General features: G+C 73.0%; 16 protein-coding genes and 1 pseudogene. 7 read left to right on the top strand and 10 right to left on the bottom strand.

Features of this window, described 5'->3' with window-relative positions; all coding sequences use genetic code 11:
* Nucleotides 1–23: 23 nt before the first annotated feature.
* The gene (locus ACGF5O_RS41010; RefSeq protein ID WP_393815026.1) at nt 24–836 is read left to right on the top strand and encodes a class I SAM-dependent methyltransferase; all 813 of its coding nucleotides are present in this window, start codon (nt 24–26) and stop codon (nt 834–836) included.
* A 205-nt stretch (nt 837–1,041) separates the two neighbouring features.
* Entirely contained in the window at nt 1,042–1,929 is an 888-nt protein-coding gene (locus ACGF5O_RS41015) for an RNA polymerase sigma factor SigF (RefSeq protein WP_393815027.1), read from the top strand.
* Between the two features lie 102 nt (nt 1,930–2,031).
* On the opposite strand, the gene ACGF5O_RS41020 is transcribed toward ACGF5O_RS41015, so the two are convergent.
* Together ACGF5O_RS41020 and ACGF5O_RS41025 are read right to left on the bottom strand one after the other, a co-directional pair.
* Complete coding sequence (locus ACGF5O_RS41020; RefSeq protein WP_393815028.1) at nt 2,032–2,484, bottom strand: ATP-binding protein; 453 nt, start codon at nt 2,482–2,484, stop codon at nt 2,032–2,034.
* 392 nt (nt 2,485–2,876) lie between these two features.
* Nucleotides 2,877–4,100: pseudogene (locus tag ACGF5O_RS41025) on the bottom strand (DUF6777 domain-containing protein); the annotation flags it as partial.
* A 155-nt stretch (nt 4,101–4,255) separates the two neighbouring features.
* Here ACGF5O_RS41025 and ACGF5O_RS41030 point away from each other — a divergent pair.
* The gene (locus tag ACGF5O_RS41030) at nt 4,256–5,545 is read left to right on the top strand and encodes a streptophobe family protein (protein WP_393815029.1); all 1,290 of its coding nucleotides are present in this window, start codon (nt 4,256–4,258) and stop codon (nt 5,543–5,545) included.
* 27 nt (nt 5,546–5,572) lie between these two features.
* Here the strand turns inward: ACGF5O_RS41030 and ACGF5O_RS41035 are convergent, their stop codons facing one another.
* The 3 genes from ACGF5O_RS41035 to ACGF5O_RS41045 form a co-directional block, all read right to left on the bottom strand.
* Entirely contained in the window at nt 5,573–6,121 is a 549-nt protein-coding gene (locus ACGF5O_RS41035) for a hypothetical protein (protein WP_393815030.1), read from the bottom strand.
* Nucleotides 6,122–6,128: 7 nt separating this feature from the next.
* Nucleotides 6,129–8,468, bottom strand: coding sequence for an FHA domain-containing protein (locus ACGF5O_RS41040; RefSeq protein ID WP_393815031.1), 2,340 nt, complete (start codon nt 8,466–8,468; stop codon nt 6,129–6,131).
* Between the two features lie 69 nt (nt 8,469–8,537).
* Nucleotides 8,538–8,948, bottom strand: a complete 411-nt coding sequence (locus ACGF5O_RS41045; protein ID WP_393815032.1) for a hypothetical protein — start codon at nt 8,946–8,948, stop codon at nt 8,538–8,540.
* Between the two features lie 763 nt (nt 8,949–9,711).
* On the opposite strand from ACGF5O_RS41045, the gene ACGF5O_RS41050 reads away from it, so the two are divergent.
* Nucleotides 9,712–9,999: a DUF1905 domain-containing protein gene (locus tag ACGF5O_RS41050; RefSeq protein ID WP_393815033.1), complete on the top strand. Its 288-nt coding sequence runs from the start codon at nt 9,712–9,714 to the stop codon at nt 9,997–9,999.
* Nucleotides 10,000–10,021: 22 nt separating this feature from the next.
* Here the strand turns inward: ACGF5O_RS41050 and mgrA are convergent, their stop codons facing one another.
* A complete protein-coding gene (gene mgrA / locus ACGF5O_RS41055; RefSeq protein WP_393815034.1) occupies nt 10,022–11,014 on the bottom strand; it encodes an L-glyceraldehyde 3-phosphate reductase in 993 nt (330 codons plus the stop codon).
* Nucleotides 11,015–11,125: 111 nt separating this feature from the next.
* Here mgrA and ACGF5O_RS41060 point away from each other — a divergent pair, with 111 nt between their 5' ends.
* Genes ACGF5O_RS41060 through ACGF5O_RS41070 form a run of 3 tightly spaced genes read left to right on the top strand, consistent with a single transcriptional unit; the run spans nt 11,126 to nt 14,137 of the window.
* Complete coding sequence (locus ACGF5O_RS41060) at nt 11,126–12,040, top strand: LysR substrate-binding domain-containing protein (protein WP_393815035.1); 915 nt, start codon at nt 11,126–11,128, stop codon at nt 12,038–12,040.
* A 60-nt stretch (nt 12,041–12,100) separates the two neighbouring features.
* Nucleotides 12,101–13,594, top strand: a complete 1,494-nt coding sequence (locus ACGF5O_RS41065) for a carotenoid oxygenase family protein (RefSeq protein WP_393815036.1) — start codon at nt 12,101–12,103, stop codon at nt 13,592–13,594.
* Nucleotides 13,595–13,621: 27 nt separating this feature from the next.
* A complete protein-coding gene (locus ACGF5O_RS41070) occupies nt 13,622–14,137 on the top strand; it encodes a DinB family protein (protein WP_393815037.1) in 516 nt (171 codons plus the stop codon).
* Here the strand turns inward: ACGF5O_RS41070 and ACGF5O_RS41075 are convergent.
* The 4 genes from ACGF5O_RS41075 to ACGF5O_RS41090 all read right to left on the bottom strand — a co-directional run bounded on the left by ACGF5O_RS41075 (nt 14,119) and on the right by ACGF5O_RS41090 (nt 17,107).
* Nucleotides 14,119–15,189: an adenosine deaminase gene (locus ACGF5O_RS41075; RefSeq protein ID WP_393815038.1), complete on the bottom strand. Its 1,071-nt coding sequence runs from the start codon at nt 15,187–15,189 to the stop codon at nt 14,119–14,121. The two genes, ACGF5O_RS41070 and ACGF5O_RS41075, sit on opposite strands and share 19 nt — an antisense overlap.
* 38 nt (nt 15,190–15,227) lie before the next feature.
* Nucleotides 15,228–15,620: a VOC family protein gene (locus tag ACGF5O_RS41080; RefSeq protein ID WP_393815039.1), complete on the bottom strand. Its 393-nt coding sequence runs from the start codon at nt 15,618–15,620 to the stop codon at nt 15,228–15,230.
* A 180-nt stretch (nt 15,621–15,800) separates the two neighbouring features.
* Nucleotides 15,801–16,727, bottom strand: a complete 927-nt coding sequence (locus ACGF5O_RS41085; RefSeq protein ID WP_393815176.1) for a M48 family metalloprotease — start codon at nt 16,725–16,727, stop codon at nt 15,801–15,803.
* Nucleotides 16,727–17,107 (bottom strand): BlaI/MecI/CopY family transcriptional regulator, encoded by a 381-nt coding sequence (locus ACGF5O_RS41090; RefSeq protein ID WP_393815040.1) that lies wholly within the window; start codon nt 17,105–17,107, stop codon nt 16,727–16,729. Before ACGF5O_RS41090 ends, ACGF5O_RS41085 begins: the two co-directional genes overlap by 1 nt.
* Between the last annotated feature and the right edge of the window lie 28 nt (nt 17,108–17,135).

Genomic DNA, 17,135 nt, shown 5'->3' on the forward strand with positions numbered 1-17,135 from the left:
GGGGCGCCTGCATCCTGCCCTGCGTGGACGCACTGGAATTCAGGGTGAAGGACCCGGGCCTGCGGGACATCTTCGACCAGGACGCCGAGCGGTACGAACGGGCCCGGCCCCGCTACCCCGCCGCGCTGACCGAGGAGCTGGTCCGGGTCACGGGGGCCGCGCCGGGCGTCCGGGTGCTGGAGATCGCCCCGGGCACCGGCAAGCTCACCGTGGACCTGGCCGCGTCCGGCTGCTCGGTCACCGGCGTGGAGATCGGCCCGCGCATGGCCGCCGTGGCCCGCCGGCGACTGGCCGCGTTTCCCGCGGCGGACGTGGTGGTCGCGGCCTTCGAAGAGTGGGAGCTGCCGCCGGAGCCGTTCGACGCGGTGGTCTGCGCGACCGCCTTCCACTGGCTCGACCCGGCGGTCCGGGTGCCGAAGGCGGCCCGGGCGCTGCGCCCCGGCGGGCTGCTCGGTGTCGTCTCCACTCACCATGTGGCGGGCGGCACCGAGGACTTCTTCGTCGAGGTCCAGGAGTGCTACGAGCGCTGGGATCCGGCCACCCCGCCGGGGCTGCGCCAGACCCGCGAGGCCGACCTCGCGACCGACACGGGCGAATTCACCGGCTCCCCGTACCTCACGGACGTCGCCCTGCACGGCCACGCCCAGGAGATCACGTACACCACCGGCCAGTACCTGGACCTGCTGCTCACCTACTCGAACCACCGCGCACTCCCGGAGACCGCCCGGAACGGGCTGCTCACGGGCGTCCGGGACCTGATCGGCTCCCGGTACGGCGGTGCCGTCACGAAACGGTACTGGCACGAGCTGATCACCGCCGTACGCGTCGGGCCGTAGGCACCTCGTCCGCGGACCGCCACCGGCGGTTTTCCGCCAGGGCGGGAAACAGGACGCATGCGTCGCGTCACCCCGGGTACCCGAGGATCGAGGCACGCATGAGACGTTCGGTTCCGGGTACCCGGACCGGGCGACACCTGGACAGGGCCGGGACGACACCGGCCGAAGAGGCAGCCGCCGCAACGTGAGTGACCTGGGAGAGGACATGAACACCGCCGGGATCCGGTCGGAAGCAGTGAACACCGCTCACCCTGTCGAGGCACGGACGCCGCAGGGGGCACTGCCAGGAATCGAGGACCCGAGGACCGTCGCCCCGCGCGACGCACGTGAGCTGTCCCGCCAGTTCTTCCAGCGGATCAGGGAGCTGGAGGAGGGCACGCCGGAGTACCAGTACGCCCGGAACACGCTCATCGAGATGAACATGTCGCTGGTGCGGTTCGCGGCCGGACGGTTCCGCAACCGCGGCGACGACATGGAGGACATCGTCCAGACCGGGATGATCGGCCTGATCAAGGCCATCGACCGGTTCGAGCTGTCGCGCGAGGTCGAGTTCACCTCCTTCGCGCTGCCGTACATCGTGGGCGAGATCAAGCGGTTCTTCCGTGACACCACCTGGGCGGTGCACGTGCCGCGCCGGCTCCAGGAGCTGCGCGTGGAGCTGGCCAAGGCGCGCGAGGAGCTCTCCAGCCGCCTGGACCGGGAGCCGACCGTCGCCGAGCTCGCCACGCTCATGAACCTGTCCGAGAACGAGGTGGTCGAGGGCCAGCTGGCCGCCAACGGCTACAACTCCTCCTCCCTGGACGCCGCGCTGACCGGGGACGGCCCGGAGGACGGCGAGGCGGTCCTGGCCGACTTCATCGGGGTCGAGGAGGACGGGCTGCGGCTCGTGGAGGACTTCCAGTCGCTTGCCCCGCTCATGGCCGAGCTGAGCGAACGGGACCGGGAGATCATCCATCTGCGGTTCGTGGAGGAGGCCACCCAGGCGGAGATCGGCGAGCGGCTCGGCTGCTCCCAGATGCACGTCTCCCGCCTGATCAAGCGGATCATCATGCGGCTGCGTCAGGGGATGCTGGGCGAACTCGGCTGCGCCTGACGGCGGCGTCACGGGCGCTGCCCCGCACCGGCGCGCGGGGCAGCGCCCGTGGCGACTCACCGACTCACGGCCCACGGCTCACCAACTCACTGAGGGAAGAGCTCACTGAGGGAAGCGCACCAGCGCGCGCACCCGTTTGCCGACCGGCACCCGTTCGGCGATCACCTCCGCGGCCACGGCGTGGACGATCTCCAGCCCGTGCCGGCCGACCCGCTCGGGGTCCCTGGGGAAGCGCCGGGGCAGGGTGGCGCTGCTGTCGTACACGGAGACCAGGACCGCGCTGTCCGTGCCCTCCAGTTCGAGGATGTACGGGCCGTTGCTGTGCCGGTCCGCGTTGGTGACCAGCTCGCTCACCACGAGGAGCAGCTCGCCGTCGGCCCGGGGGTCGATCTCGGCGCACCACTCGGTCCTGAGCTGCTCCAGGAAGCCGGCCGCGAAGTCCCGCGCCTCGGCGATGCAGCCGGGCTCGCCGGTGTAGTGCGCCGCGCGCCGCAGCGGCTCCACGGGTACGTCGAAGCCAGTCGGTATCACTGCCCCGCCCAGGTTTTCGATCATGCGTGTCTCTCCAGGAGGCCGGCTCGGCCTGTCGCTGTTGCATCCATGCTCGTACCCCGAGCGGGCTCCGGCAGTCCCCAGGGGTGTTCGCCGACCGCGCACACCGCACGTCGCGCTGGTCACAGCCCCGGCGAGCCGGCGCCTGCCGAGCCGGGGGGTGCCTGCTGGGCCGGGGACTCCGGCGCGGCGGGGGACAGCGCGGACTCCGGGCCGGGCGACCCCGGGGACGGCGGGCCCGGCTGCTGCGCCGAGGAGGGCGGCCCCGGGGAGACGGGCCCCTGCGACGCGGGCGGCTGCGACGCGGGCGGCTCGCTCTTCGGGGACTCGGTGCGCGGGGACTCGTTGCCGTGCTTGGGGGGCTCGGACTTCGGCGGCTCGGACTTCGGGGGTTCGCTCTTCGGTGACTCGTTCTTCGGGGGCTCCGACGAGGGGGCCTCGGAGGACGGAGGCTTCGAGCCCGGCGACTGCGAGGACGGGGGCTTGGAGGCCTGCGACGGCGACTCGGAGGAGGGCGGCTTCGAGGACGGCTTCCCGGACGGCGACTGCGACGGCGCGTTCGAGGACGGCGGGCTCGACGAGGGCGAGTTCGACGACGGGGGTTTGGAGCCGTGCCCCGGGCTCGCCGGCGTCGACGGGCCGGACGAGGCCGGCGGGCACGGGGTGGTGCCGGGCGGGCAGCCGTGGTGGCCCGGCGGGTTGATGGGGTCCGGATTGGCCGGGGGCCTGGCCGGGCGGTCCTGGTGGCCGGTGTGGTCGCCCCGGTGGCGGCCGAACCAGTCGTCGTGCTCGTGGTCGAAGACGACGAACACCTTGACGATCTGCGCGGCCGGTGCGACGACGACCACGTTCGCGGGCCGGTACGCGGCCCAGGCGGCACCGGTGGTCCTCGGCGTGGTCCGCTGCGCGACCGGCGGGGCCAGCGGGTTGCCGCAGGCGCACCGCAGCCGGGGCACGCCGTGCCCGTCGACCAGGACGGCGGTACCCGACTGGAGGACGGACTGGTAGGTGGTCGCCTTGCCGTCGCGGTAGCCGTGGGCGGTGACCCGGGTGTCCGCGCGCAGCTGTACGGGGGTGAGCGAGCGCAGGTAGGCGGGGACGCCGGACGGCTGGACGCCGACCTGGGAGGCGAAGGCCCTGTTCCGGGACGGTGAGGACTGGAAGTACCTGATCTGCTGTTCGACGTCGCAGCTGGCGCTGTTCTTCGTGCCGCTGTAGAGGCCGGGCGCCCCGCCGTCCACCCCGCGGACCTCGTTCGCCGTCGCCGTCGACCCGGCCGGGGCAGCGGACAGCGGCGCCGCGGAGCTCTTCTTGGCGGTGGACTCGGTGAACGGGTCCTGGCCCGAGCTGTTGGCGGCCTGCAGGAAGACCTCGCCGCGTTTGCCGGAGCTGTCGCCCGAACGGGTGAGGACCACGACCAGGGCGGCGGCGACCACCACGGCCGTGGTGAGCGTCGCGACCCGGGGCGCAGACCTCCACCACGGCCGGTGCGGCTCCCCGCCCCGACCGTCGCCGCCGGGCGGCTGCGAGGGGGGTCCGGGAGGCGGCCCGGAGGCCCCGGACAGGGGGCCGGAAGGAGGTCCTGTGGGACGGCCGGACGACGGCGGTTCGACGCTCACGCGCTCATCTCCCCAGTGCGGTAAACGGCATTCATGAAAAATGCCTCAATTGGGGCATGTCGAGCCCAATGTGCGCCGGTCCGGTACCGCCCGCAAGCCGACGCGGACGGACCACCCGGCGGGCGGCGGGCACGGGGGTTGCCTAGCGTGACAGCGTGCGTCCCCGAATCGCCTCCGAGCGGCCGGTGGCCGCGCCGGCCGGCCGGTCCGCGGCCCGGCACGGCTGGCCGCAGGCCCTGGCCGTGGTGCTGACCGCGTCGGTCGCCATGCTCGTGCCGGCCGCCGTGGGGCTGTGGGCGGCGGGCGCGGCCGACCTGCCGAAGGGCGCGTTCCTGCCAGTGGTCCTGGCGACCGTGGTGACGGCGGTCGGCGGCGCCGTCGAGCTGTCCGGGAACGCGGGCGAACTGGCCCGCACGAACGCCGGGCTGACGGTCGTACCGCTGTCGGTGACGCTGGTCGGGGCGCTGGTCGCCGCCGGGGGATTCCTGCGTCCGCTGCGACACCGGGCGGTGGCCGGGGCCGGGGAGCTGGCCGGGTGGGCGGCCCGGCTCGCGGTGCTCTGGCTGCTCGCGCTGATCGGGCTCGCGTCCGGTGCCCGGCACACCTTCGCCGTGGACGTGGGCAGCGGCACCCTCGGCGATCTCACCGACGTGCTCGACGCGGCACCGCACGCGGGCTTCACGACGGATGTGCCGGGGACGGCCGGGTTCGGGCTGCTGTGGCTGGCGGGGATCCTGCTGCTGGCGCTGCTGGTGTCGCGCGGGGCGCCGCTGCCGGGGCGGCTGCTGCGCTTCCAGGCCTCGGTGCGCCCGGCGGCGTACGCCATGGTCGTGCTCGTGCTGGCGTACGTCGTGCTGGCCCTGGTGGCCGCCCTGGCCACGATGGCGACCCGCGGTCACGCCCGGGAGACCCTCGCGGTGATCCTGCTCGGGCTGCCCAACCTGGCCTGGCTGGCCCTCACGCTCGGGCTCGGCGCCACCTGGAAGGGCAGGGTCGACGGCCCGTTCGGGCTGCCGGTGCCGAAGGTGCTCGCCGAGGTGCTGCGCACGCCGGACGTCTCGACCCTGAACCTGCGCACCGTCACCGCCCACGACGGCCGCTGGTGGTGGCTGGCCTGGGTGGCCGCGGTGCTGCTGCTGGCCGCCGCGTTCCTGATGGCGGCCCGCTCCCCGGCCGGGATCCGCGCCTGGCAGCACGCCCTGCACCTGGCGGTCGCGCTGGGACTGACGATGCTGACGCTGTGCCTGATCGGACGGATCTCCGCCCACTACGGCCTCTCCCTGCTCGGCATCGGCGACCTGGGCGGAAATCTCTCGGGCGAACTGCTGCTGGAGCCCGTGCTGTGGTCGGCGGTGGGCCTGGGCGTGCTGTGGGGGCTGGTCGCCGGGTTCCTGGGCGCGCTGCTGGCCCGCCCGGTGCACCGGCGGGGCGAGGTGGCCGCCTGAACGCGGGCGGCAAGGCGCTGCCGGCCGTCAGCGGCCGCCGTCGGGGGTGACCACCCGGGTCGGATCCCGGCCGGGGCCGACGCCGCCCGGCCCTGCGCGGTCGGTGACGTACGTGGACAGCCGCCGCCCGTCGCCGTAGAGCCAGCGTCCCTCGGCCGGGTCGTACAGCCACATCGACTCCCCGTCGACCACCACGCCGATGCGCAGCCCGTGGGTACGGCCGCGGAAGGACTCCCCGTCGAGGCCGCCGACGGCCAACTCCTCGACGGCGGCCCGGTAGCCGGTGAGCGCCTCGGCGGCGCGGGCGAGAAGCGGGCGCGGGTCGGTGGCCTCGGTGGGCTGGCCGCCGGTGACGGGCGGGTCCTGGGGTACGGCTATGAGGTAGCGGCCGTCGACCCAGGCGGACCAGCCGTTGGCGCAGCTGATGTGCGCCCAGTCGCCATGCCGTTCGACGAGCTGGACGGGCAGCAGCGCGTCGAGGGGCACGGTGGGCCGGCCCGGGTCGGGGGCCTCCCAGGCGGGCATGCCGTCGCCGGGGACGACATGGGTGGGCCGGAAGCCCGGCGTGGTCGTCATCGGTCGCCTACTTCCGCATCACGGCCGGCTCGTGGCGGCGCAGCAGCCGGGACAGCACCCAGCCGAAGACGACCGCCAGCACCACCAGCATGGCCATGTTCCGCAGCCAGACGCCCGCCGAGTGCCGGAAGAGGGGGTCGTCGGTGAAGGAGCCGGGCACGATCCGGTGCAGTTCGACGGTGCCGGCCATGGCGCCGAGCGCCCACCGCGAGGGGACCAGCCAGGCGACCTGTTCGAGGCCGGGCACGCCGTCCAGCTTCAGCAGGGTTCCGCAGAAGACGACCTGGACGACGGTGAGCAGCACAAGGAGCGGCATCGTCACCTCCTCCTTGCGGACCAGTGCGGAGATCAGCAGGCCGAGCATCATCGCGGTGAAGGAGAGCACGGCCACGGCGACGGTGATCTCCAGCAGGGGCGGCATCAGCACCCCGTCGCCGCCGGGCGCGTTGAGGTCGACGCCGGCCAGGCCGACCTGGGTGAGCACGATCGCCTGGAGCACGGTGATGGCGCCGAGGACGACGACCTTCGACATCACGTACGCCGATCTGGGCAGTCCGACGGCTCTCTCCCGCTGGTAGATGACCCGTTCCTTCACCAGCTCGCGGACGGCGTTGGCCGCGCCGGTCAGCACCCCGCCCACGCACAGGGTGAGCAGGGCGTTGGTCGCGGTGTCGAAGGTGAGCTTGTTCCCGGCGACGGCCCGGGCCATGGCGCCCATCACGAACGGCAGCCCGATCATGATGGCGAGGAAGGTCCGGTCGGCGAGGAGCGCGGCCGTGTAACGCCGTACCAGGGTGGAGAACTGGGCGCTCCAGCTGCGCGGCCTGGGCGGCGGGGCGGCGGCCACCGGCCCGGAGCGCGGCAGCACCGGCTGGGCGCTGGAGTTCACGATGTACTTCCGGTGGTACGACGAGGCGCGGTACTCCCCCGCCCAGTCCCGGCCGGTGTCCCGCTCGAACGCCTCGAAGGCCTCGGGCCACTCGCCGAACCCGAAGAAGCCGAGGGCGTCGCCGGGCGGGCCGAAGTAGGCGGTCCGGCCGCCCGGGGCGAGGACCAGGAGGCGGTCGCAGACGTCCAGGCTGAGCACGCTGTGGGTGACGACGATGACGGTACGGCCGTCGTCTGCGAGGCCGCGCAGCATGTTCATCACCGAGCGGTCCATGCCGGGGTCGAGTCCGGAGGTCGGCTCGTCCAGGAACAGCAGGGACGGCTTGGTCAGCAGTTCCAGGGCCACGCTGACCCGCTTGCGCTGCCCGCCGGAGAGGCTGTGCACGGGTTGTTCGGCGCGCTGTTCGAGGCCCAGTTCCCGGATGACCTCGTCCACCCGCTGCCGGCGCTCGGCCTTCGCGGTGTCCTCCGGGAAGCGCAGTTCGGCGGCGTAGGTGAGGGCGCTGCGCACGGTCAGCTGGACGTGCAGGATGTCGTCCTGCGGGACCAGGCCGATGCGCTGGCGCAGTTCGGCGTAGTCGCGGTAGAGGTCGCGGCCGTCGTAGAGGACCGTGCCGTGCTCGGCGGGGCGCTGGCCGGTGAGGGCGTTGAGCAGGGTGGACTTGCCGGCGCCGCTCGGTCCGACCACCGCCAGCAGGCACTTCTCGCCGACCGGGAAGGAGACGTGGTCCAGCAGGATCCTGCGGCCGTGGTCGACGGCGACGGTCAGTTCCTGGACGTCCAGGGAGACCTCGCCGGTGTCGACGTACTCCTGCAGTTCGCCGTCGACCAGGCAGAACGCGGAGTGGCCGATGCCGACGACGTCCCGGGGGCCGAGCGGGGCGCGCGTGACCGGGCCGCCGTTCAGGTAGGTGCCGTTGTGGCTGTCGAGGTCGACGATCTCGTGGCTGCCGTCGGGGTCGGTGCGCAGTTCGGCGTGGTGGCGGGAGACGATCAGGTCGTCGACGACGACGTCGTTGTCGGGGGCGCGGCCGATGCGGACCGTGCGGGCGGGGAGCCGCCGTACCGAGGAGGGCTGCCGGAAGGTGCCGGTCCGGGCGGGCATGGAGACGGCGGAGGGACGGTCCGTGGCGGGTGCGGGGCGGCCGCTCAGGACGGCGGACGGGCCGTCGGCGGGGCTGCCGAAGCGGATCACCGTGCCCGGTCCGACCTCCCACTCGCGGATACGTCGGCCGTCGGCGTAGGTGCCGTTGGTGCTCTGCTCGTCCTCGAGGGTCCAGTGGCCCTCGTCGGGCCGCAGCACCGCGTGGTGCCACGAGACCCGGGCATCGTCGATGACGATGTCGCTCAACGGGTCCCGCCCGACGTGGTAGTCGCGGCCCGGGCTCATCACCGTGGATCCCGTGTCGGTCTCCAGGACGAGTTCGGGCGCCGTCGAGGCGACCGGCCGCTCCACCATGGGCAGAATTCTACCGATCCGCCCTCTTCTGTGCCTGGTCAGGGCCTCCCGGGCGGCGGCTGTCAGGTGTCAGGCGACGGGGACGACGAGAGCGGGGATGGTGCGCTGCATCCGCAGGGCGTCGATGGACTCGGCGAGCAGTTCGTACTCCGTGGTGTCGTCCTGGAGCGCGATCCGCACCAGCCGCCCGCCGGCCAACTCGTCGGCGACCAGCTCCTGCCGGGCCGTGTCGGCGCACCAGGCGCGCAGCAGCCCGGGTATGTCGGAGACGGTCTCCGCGACCGGGACCAGCGCCCCCTGCGGGAACCGGGGGTTCTCGGGTAAGGGGTCGAGGCGTTCCGCGATCCAGGAGGCCCGGTCCCGTAACCACCACAGCGCCAGTGCCAGGGTCGGCGCACGGTAGGTGCCGAGCGGAACGCCGATGCGTTGCCCGCCGCACATGCCGTATGCCGTGACGTGGCACAGGAATTCGTCGTGCACGATCACTCCCCCGTAGCTCGCCGGTGTGCCGTCGCGGCCGGGTTTCCGTGCGGCTCCTGTGCGGTGAAGTGCTCCTGACATTCGAGTATGTTCACTTTCGAAACACTGTCACCACACCTTTCCGGCCAGTCTCTTGGCATATTCCCCCTGCGAATTGGCCGAAATGCGCGAGCTGCACCGGCCGGCCTTCGTTTCCCGAGGGCCGATCGGCCCGTGGCACGGACCGGGGCATGGTGGCGCCGGCGGCTCGACGCAAGCCGCGCTCCCTCCCCTGACCAGCGGTGACGACCTCCGCGAGGATTGATCCGGCGGACCCGCGAACACCGACCGTTACCAGGCCGCCGGCCGGCGGCCGTTTCGAGTTCTGGAACGCCACCGGGCCGCAGGCGCCGGCCGAGCCGACCGCCGCTGCCCGGCCCCGGAGGGCGGTGGCGCCGCCCCTCCCACGGCAGATGTCGCCGTACCTTGCCAGGTCACGGCCGTGATCACGGCGGTGCACGAGCGGTTCCCGGGCCGCGTGGTCCGCCCGGTCGGGGACGCCGACGGCCGCCATGAATCGGGCCGCCCAGGCCGGGAACCGGCGTACTAGGCGGAAGGTCCGGCTCCGGTGGCCGGTTTTGGCACGGTCACGCTCAGTGAGGACGGTCGGATCCTCCGGGAACGGGCTTTCGCGATGCGTTCCCACGATGAGTTCCGGCGATGAATTTCCGCGCTCGCGGCGGTCTCCTGAAGGAGAGAGACCACTGCGACCGGAGGACCGTTCATGAGTACGACCGCGCTGCTGGACGTGGAATTCACCGCCGTACTGCGCCGCAGCCCGGCCAGGGGCGGCTGGACCTATGTGGTCTGGCCCGAGTCCGCCGTGTTCTTCGGCACCCGGGGGCTGGTGAAGGTCCGGGGCACGGTCGACGGGCACCCTTTCCTGAGTTCCTTCATGGCCCTGGGCGACGGCACGCACAAGCTCCCCGTGCGGGCCGACGTCCGCAGGGCGATCGGAAAGGGCGAGGGGGACGCGGTGTGCGTCCGCCTCACCGAACGGATCACCGGTTGACCAGCGGTTGATCAACCGCTGGTCAGCGGCTGACGATCGCGTCGATCCGCGCCAGTTCCTCCACGTCGAAGTCGAGGTTCCCGATGGCGCCGACGCAGTCCTCGACCTGCTGCGGGCTGCTCGCGCCGATCAGCGCGGAGGTCACCCGGCCGCCCCGCAGCACCCAGGACAGGGCGAGCTGGGCCAGCGTCTGGCCGCGCCCCTTGGCGACCTCGTCGAGGTCGCGCAGCTGGGCGACCAGGTCCGCGGTGACCGCGTCCGAGTTCAGGAACGGGCTGTCGCTCGCGGCCCGCGACCCCTCGGGGATGCCGTCGAGGTAGCGGCCGGTGAGCAGGCCCTGCTCCAGCGGGGAGAAGACGATGGAGCCGACCTGGAGCTCGTCGAGAGCGTCCAGCAGGCCCTCGGTCTCCGGGCGGCGGTCGAGCATCGAGTAGCGCGGCTGGTGGATGAGGAGCGGGGTGCCGAGCTCGCCGAGGATCCGGGCGGCCTCGCGGGTCTGCTCCGCCGAGTAGTTGGAGATGCCGACGTAGAGCGCCTTGCCCTGCTGGACCGCCGAGTGCAGGGCACCCATCGTCTCCTCCAGGGGAGTCTCCGGGTCCGGGCGGTGCGAGTAGAAGATGTCGACGTAGTCCAGGCCCATACGGGTCAGGGACTGGTCCAGCGAGGAGAGCAGGTACTTGCGCGAACCCCACTCGCCGTACGGGCCGGGCCACATCAGGTAGCCGGCCTTGGTGGAGATGACCAGCTCGTCGCGGTAGGCCGCGAAGTCCGCCTTCAGGGCCTCGCCGAACGCGGACTCGGCGGCGCCGGGCGGCGGGCCGTAGTTGTTGGCGAGGTCGAAGTGGGTGACGCCGAGGTCGAAGGCGCGGCGCAGGATGGCGCGCTGGGTCGCCACGGGCCGGTCGGGCCCGAAGTTGTGCCACAGGCCGAGCGACAGCGCGGGGAGCTTCAGGCCGCTGCGGCCGCTGCGGCGGTACGGCATGTCGGCGTAGCGGTCGGGGTGTGCGGTGTACAACGCGACTCCAGAGGGGTTGCCACAGGATCTACCGATGCCACTCTTTCCCGAGCCCCGTGCAGTGGTCCAACAGGAGAATCCGATGGAATTGTGCGGCTAGTCTTCTCAATCATGGAACTGCGCCACCTCCAGCACTTCGTCGCCGTCGCCGAGGACCAGCACTTCACCCGGGCGGCCGAGCGGCTCATGGTGTCCCAGTCGGGTCTGTCCGCGTCGATCCGGGCCCTGGAGCGGGAGCTGCGGGCGCCGCTGTTCGTGCGGACCACCCGCCGGGTGACGCTGACCGAGGCGGGCCGGGCGCTGCTCGGCGAGGCGGAGCGGATCCTCGCCCAGGTGCGCTCCGCGCACGAGGCGGTGGCCGCCGTGCAGGGCGTGCTGCGCGGCACGCTGGCGCTGGGCACCGAGCAGTGCATCGCCGGGGTGCACGTGGCGGGGCTGCTCGCCGCGTTCCGTCGCCGCCACCCGGACGTGGAGATCCGGCTGCGGCAGGCCGGCTCGGGCGCGCTCGCCGAGGAGGTGGCGGCGGGCCGGCTCGACCTGGCCTTCGCGTACCGCACCCAGGACGACACCGACCAGCTCCGCTCGGTGTCGCTGACGGGGGAGCCGATGACCGTGCTGTGCCATCCCAGCCACCGGCTGGCGACGGCCGGCGAGGCCGTGACCCCGGAGGACCTCGGCGGCGAGGTGTTCGTCGACTTCCACCCGGACTGGGGCCCGCGCCGCACCACCGACGCGGCGTTCGCCTCGGCGGGCGTGCGGCGGACGGTCGCCCTTGAGGTCAACGACGTGCACAGCCTCCTCGACCTGGTCGACGAGAACCTCGGCGTCGCCGTCGTACCGCGCCACTTCCGCCACAAGCGCCCCGCGCTGACCGCGCTCGCGCTCAAGGACACGGACGAGACCGCGTACGAGACGGTCGCCCTGCTGCCGCCCGAGACGGCCACCAGCCCGGCGGCCCGGGCGCTGATCACCCTCCTCGAAACAGGGGGTCTGGCAACACCCCCGGACGGGGCCTGCCCCTCCTGACCCGGGCCGCCCGTCGCCGCAGACTCGTGGAAGTCCACGACGACGACGGGGAGTTCGGAGATGGCGGAACACACACGGCGTACGGTGCTGCGCGGGGCCGCGGGCATCGCGGCGGCGGGCGCGCTGACGGGAGCGGCGGTCCGGCCGGCAGCGGCGGCACCAGCGACGGCTGAACCGACGGATCGTCACTATCCTTTCCTGGAGGGCGCCTTCGCCCCGGTCACCGAGGAACTCACGGCCTTCGACCTGCCGGTCACCGGCCGTATCCCCGGTGACCTGAACGGCCGTTACCTGCGCAACGGCCCGAACGTGCTCGGTCTCGAGGATCCGCGCGCCCACCACTGGATGCTGGGCGCGGGCATGGTGCACGGGGTGCGGCTGCGCGGCGGGCGCGCCGAGTGGTACCGCAACCGCTGGGTGCGGTCCGCGCAGGTGACGGCGGAGCTCGGGGAGACCTACCCCGGTCCGGTCCCGCCGGACGACTTCGCCTGCAACACCCACGTCGTCCCCTACCGGGGGCGGATCCTCGCGCTCCAGGAGAGCGGCCCGCTGCCGTACGAACTCGACGGCGAGCTCAACACCGTGGGCAGCTACGACTTCCGGGGCACCCTGGAGGGCGCGTTCACCGCACACACCAAGTACGACGCGCACGCCGACGAGTTGCACGCGATCGCCTACTACCCGACCTGGGACCATGTCCGGCACCTGGTCGTGGGCCCGACCGGCCGGCTCGCCCGCACCACCCGGATCCCGGTCCGGGACGCGCCGATGATGCACGACTTCGCGCTCACCGAGAAGCACGTGGTCGTCTTCGACGTCCCGGTCACCTTCGACGCAGAGGCCGCCGGGGCGGGCGCGCCGGTGCCGTACGTGTGGAACCGTGAACACCCGGCCCGGGTGGGCGTGATGCCCCGGTCCGGGGGCGCCGTCCGGTGGTTCGGCGTCGACCCGGTCTTCTACTCGCACACCCTCAACGCGTACGACGAGGGCTCGTCCGTGGTGATCGACCTGACGACCTATCCGGCGCCGTTCGACGTCGCGAGCGCCACCACCGACGGACCGCACTCGGTGGGCACCGCGAGGCTGGAGCGCTGGACCGTCGACCTGCGCCGCGGACGGGTCGGCAGGCGCACGCTCGACGACCGCCCGCAGGAATTCCCGCGCGTGAACGAGGAGTTGGTGTCCCGCCGGCACCGCTACGGCTACTCGGCGGCGGCTGCCGAGATGTCCGTCGCCTATCTGGCCGGCGACGGCAACCCACCGGACCGCGCCTTCTCCAACGCCCTCTTCAAGCACGACCTCGCGCGCGGCACGGCCGAGGTGCACCGGCTGCCGCGGGGCGCGGCGGCGGGTGAGGCGGTGTTCGTGCCGGGCGAACACGGGCGGCGGGAGGACGACGGGTACGCGCTCGCCTACGTCCACGATCCGGACCGGGGCGCCGCCGACCTGCTGATCCTCGCCGCGCAGGACTTCACCGGCGAGCCGCTGGCCCGGGTGCACCTGCCCGGCCGGGTGCCGCTGGGGTTCCACGGAAGCTGGATTCCGGACGCATGACGACCGGCGATGCGCGATCGTGGTCGTATGCATGCAAGGGACATCCTCATCGACGGCTTCGGCCGCATCCAGGAAGAAGTCCATGCCGCCCTCGACGGCGCCGGCTCCGACCTGCTCAACAAGCTCCCGGCCCCCGACGCCAACTCCATCACCTGGCTGGTCTGGCACCTCACCCGGATCCAGGACGACCACGTCGCCGACGCCTTCGACCTCGACCAGGTGTGGCTGACCCAGGGCTGGGAGAAGCGTTTCGGCCTCGGCCTGCCGCCCCGTGACCACGGGTACGGCCATACGCCGGCCGACGTCGCGAAGGTCACGGTGGACTCCGGGGACCTGCTGACCGGCTACCACGACGCGGTGTACGAGCAGACCCTGGCGGTGCTGCGCGAGCTCCCGGCCAAGGACCTGGAGCGGATCGTGGACACCCGCTTCGACCCGCCGGTCACCCTGGGCGTACGGCTGGTGAGCGTCCTGTCCGACGATCTCCAGCACGTCGGACAGGCCGCCTACATACGGGGACTGCTTCAGAGCGCGGCGGCGTAACCCGGCAGGACGACGTCCTCGACGAGGGCCCTGCGCTCGTCGAACGGGATGAACGCGCTCTTCAGGGCGTTCACCGTGACCGTGCGCAGGTCCTCGACGGTCCAGCCCGCCTCCGCCACCAGCAGGGACATCTCCCGGGTCATCGTCGTCCCCGAGACCAGCCGGTTGTCGGTGTTGAGGGTGACCCGGAAGCCCAGCTCCTTCAGCGCGGTGATCGGGTGCTCGGCGATGGAGGTGGCGCAGCCGGTCTGGAGGTTGGAGGTGGGGCACATCTCCAGGGCGATCCGGCGGTCGCGCACCCAGCCCGCGAGGCGGCCGAGCTTGCCGTCGACGATGTCCTCGGTGATCCGGACCCCGTGCCCGATGCGCTGGGCGCCGCACGCCTGGATCGCCTGGTGGATGCTGGGCAGGCCGAACGCCTCGCCGGCATGGATGGTGAAGGGCACGCTCTCGCCCCGCAGGAGCTCGAAGGCGTCGAGGTGGTCGGCGGCCGGGAAGCCGTCCTCGGCGCCCGCGATGTCGAAGCCGACGACACCCGCGTCCCGGTAGGCGACGGCCAGTTCCGCGGCCTCGCGGACCCGGTCGAACATGCGCATCCCGCACAGCAGGGTGCCGACGCGGACGGGCGTGCCCGCGGCGGCGGCCTTCGCCATACCGGCGGCGAGCCCCTCCTGCACGCTCTCCACGACCTCGTTCAGCGTGAGTCCGCCCCTGACGTTCAGCTCCGGGGCGTAGCGCACCTCGCCGTAGACGACACCGTCGGCGGCCAGGTCCAGGACGTACTCCTCGGCGACCCGGCGCAGCCCCTCCTTGGTCTGCATGACGGCGAGGGTGTGCTCGAAGGTGGCTATGTAGCGGACCAGGTCACCGGAGTTGGCGGCCTCGACGTACCAGGCGGCCAGCTCGTCGGGGTCGGTGGCGGGCAGGGTGTGACCGGCCTCGGCCGCGAGTTCGACGAGGGTGGCGGGGCGCAGGCCGCCGTCGAGGTGGTCGTGCAGGACGGCCTTGGGGAGGCGACGGATCACGTCTGCGTCTACGCGCGTAGCGGTCATGGTGGGGCTTTCCTCGGCAGGTGGTTCGGAGTGGTCGGTCAGGCGGCGGGCTGGAGCAGGTCCCAGCGGTTTCCGTAGAGGTCCTGGAAGACGGCGACGCTGCCGTACGGCTCGTGCCGCGGCTCCTCGAGGAAGGTGACGCCGGCCGCGGTCATCCGGGCGTGGTCGCGGGCGAAGTCGTCGGTGTGCAGGAAGAAGCCGACCCGGCCGCCGGTCTGGTCGCCGACGCGGGCACGCTGGTCCTCGTCCTTGGCGCGGGCGAGCAGCAGTCCGGTGCCCTGCCCCTCCCCGCCGGGCTCCACGACGACCCAGCGGGACCCGTCCGGGCGCGGCGCGTCCTCGACGAGCCGGAACCCGAGGGCCTCGGTGTAGAAGCGGATCGCCTCGTCGTAGTCGCCGACGACAAGGGTGACCAGGGCGACGCGTCGCATGGGGGGCCTTTCGGTGGAGCGGTTAGCGGGAGAGGTTATACGTAAAACTTGCCGGATGCCAGTCCGGCTTTCCCTGGGGGGACCCTTTGAAAGGCGTTGCCTGGAGCGCCCCTCCGGGGGCGCGGGGAACTGCGCGACCAGCCACGACGGACCCGCACCCGGCGACGACCGGCCGCCCCCCTACCGCTCCGCTTCCCCCTGAGCGACCTCCACCCGATGATGAAAGTCGGCCATCCCGGTCACGGACGCGACACACGACACCCCGGCGCAGGCCACGAGCAGTACCGCGACCCACCCCCCGGCCCGCCGCCGCCCCCGCGGCGCCAGCAGCGCCTCGACCCGCCGCGGCACCGGCCCGGACGCGGCACCCGGCACGAACGCCGGCCGCTCCGCACCCCCGCCCTGCCCCGCCAGCGCGGCCCGGGCGATCGCGCGGGCCGTCAGCCGCCGGTCGCCCACCGCGCTGGCCGCGGCCTCGTCCGCGGCCCGCTCCGCGGCCAGCCGGATGACGGCCCGGACCCCGCGCAGCGCCGGATGGCAGTGCGCCGCGAGCTCGGCCGCGGCGAGGAAGTAGTGGTGGCCGCCCGCGTTGTGCGCGCGTTCGTGCGCGAACAGCGCCTCCCGCTCGCTTCCGTCGAGGCTGCGCAGCATCCCGGTGGTGACCACGATCCGGTGCGGCCTGCCGGGCAGCGCGTACGCGTCCGCGCACGGCGAGTCGACCACGCACAGGTCACCCGCGGCGGGCCCGCGCCCGGCCTCCGTGCGGGCCGCGCGGAAGGCACGGACCTGCCGGAGCACCGACCGTGCGAGCGTGCAGGCGAACACGGCGAGGCCGCCCACCGACACGGCGGCCAGCGGCAGCACGTAGCGGTCGGAGGCGGTGTGCAGTGGCTGGATCAGGTCGCCGAGCGCGGCGAAGAACGGCAGCCTGAGCAGCCCGGTGAGGACGAACGCGCCGAGCGCGGCGAGCGAGCACCCCGCGAGGGCGACGGCCGAACCGGTGATCGCCCGGAGCGCGACGGCCGGGGCCAGCCGGTCGAGGGCCCGGCGGGCCAGGGGCGGCAGGGCGAACGGCAGCAGCAGCGGCAGGATCAGGAGTGCGATCATCATCCACCGGATTGCTCGTCGGCTTCGAGCAGGACGCGCAGCACCCGCTCGTCGTCGGGGCTGAGCTGGGCGACGAACCGGGCGAGCACGGTCTCCCGGTCGGCGTCCCGGTCGAGCTCGGTGTGCATCCGCTTCGCGGTGAGGCCCTGTGCGTCCTGGACGGGGACGTAGGCGTAGCCGCGACCCTGCCGGTGCCGTTCGACCACGCCCTTGTCGTGCAGCCGGGTCAGGATCGTCGTCACCGTCGTACGGGCCAGGTCGGTGCCGAGGCTCCGCTGTACCTGGCCGGGGGTCTGGGGCGCGCCGGCGGCCCAGAGGGCGGCCATGACACTGGCCTCCAGTTCGCCGGCCGGCCGGCGTTCGTCCTTCGGGTCGGCCATGGAAGGTTCCTCACCCCTTCGTCGTCCT

The organism is Streptomyces sp. NPDC048291 (genome assembly GCF_043201715.1).
GTDB lineage: Bacteria > Actinomycetota > Actinomycetes > Streptomycetales > Streptomycetaceae > Streptomyces.

What these genes read in the sequence shown, in the direction of transcription:
- ACGF5O_RS41015 (WP_393815027.1), top strand. Translation starts at nt 1,042, where the DNA reads ATGAACACCGCCGGGATCCGGTCGGAAGCAGTGAACACCGCTCACCCT.
- ACGF5O_RS41020 (WP_393815028.1), bottom strand. Translation starts at nt 2,484, where the DNA reads ATGATCGAAAACCTGGGCGGGGCAGTGATACCGACTGGCTTCGACGTA.
- ACGF5O_RS41035 (WP_393815030.1), bottom strand. Translation starts at nt 6,121, where the DNA reads ATGACGACCACGCCGGGCTTCCGGCCCACCCATGTCGTCCCCGGCGAC.
- ACGF5O_RS41040 (WP_393815031.1), bottom strand. Translation starts at nt 8,468, where the DNA reads ATGGTGGAGCGGCCGGTCGCCTCGACGGCGCCCGAACTCGTCCTGGAG.
- ACGF5O_RS41050 (WP_393815033.1), top strand. Translation starts at nt 9,712, where the DNA reads ATGAGTACGACCGCGCTGCTGGACGTGGAATTCACCGCCGTACTGCGC.
- ACGF5O_RS41060 (WP_393815035.1), top strand. Translation starts at nt 11,126, where the DNA reads ATGGAACTGCGCCACCTCCAGCACTTCGTCGCCGTCGCCGAGGACCAG.
- ACGF5O_RS41065 (WP_393815036.1), top strand. Translation starts at nt 12,101, where the DNA reads ATGGCGGAACACACACGGCGTACGGTGCTGCGCGGGGCCGCGGGCATC.
- ACGF5O_RS41070 (WP_393815037.1), top strand. Translation starts at nt 13,622, where the DNA reads ATGCATGCAAGGGACATCCTCATCGACGGCTTCGGCCGCATCCAGGAA.
- ACGF5O_RS41075 (WP_393815038.1), bottom strand. Translation starts at nt 15,189, where the DNA reads ATGACCGCTACGCGCGTAGACGCAGACGTGATCCGTCGCCTCCCCAAG.
- ACGF5O_RS41080 (WP_393815039.1), bottom strand. Translation starts at nt 15,620, where the DNA reads ATGCGACGCGTCGCCCTGGTCACCCTTGTCGTCGGCGACTACGACGAG.
- ACGF5O_RS41085 (WP_393815176.1), bottom strand. Translation starts at nt 16,727, where the DNA reads ATGATCGCACTCCTGATCCTGCCGCTGCTGCTGCCGTTCGCCCTGCCG.
- ACGF5O_RS41090 (WP_393815040.1), bottom strand. Translation starts at nt 17,107, where the DNA reads ATGGCCGACCCGAAGGACGAACGCCGGCCGGCCGGCGAACTGGAGGCC.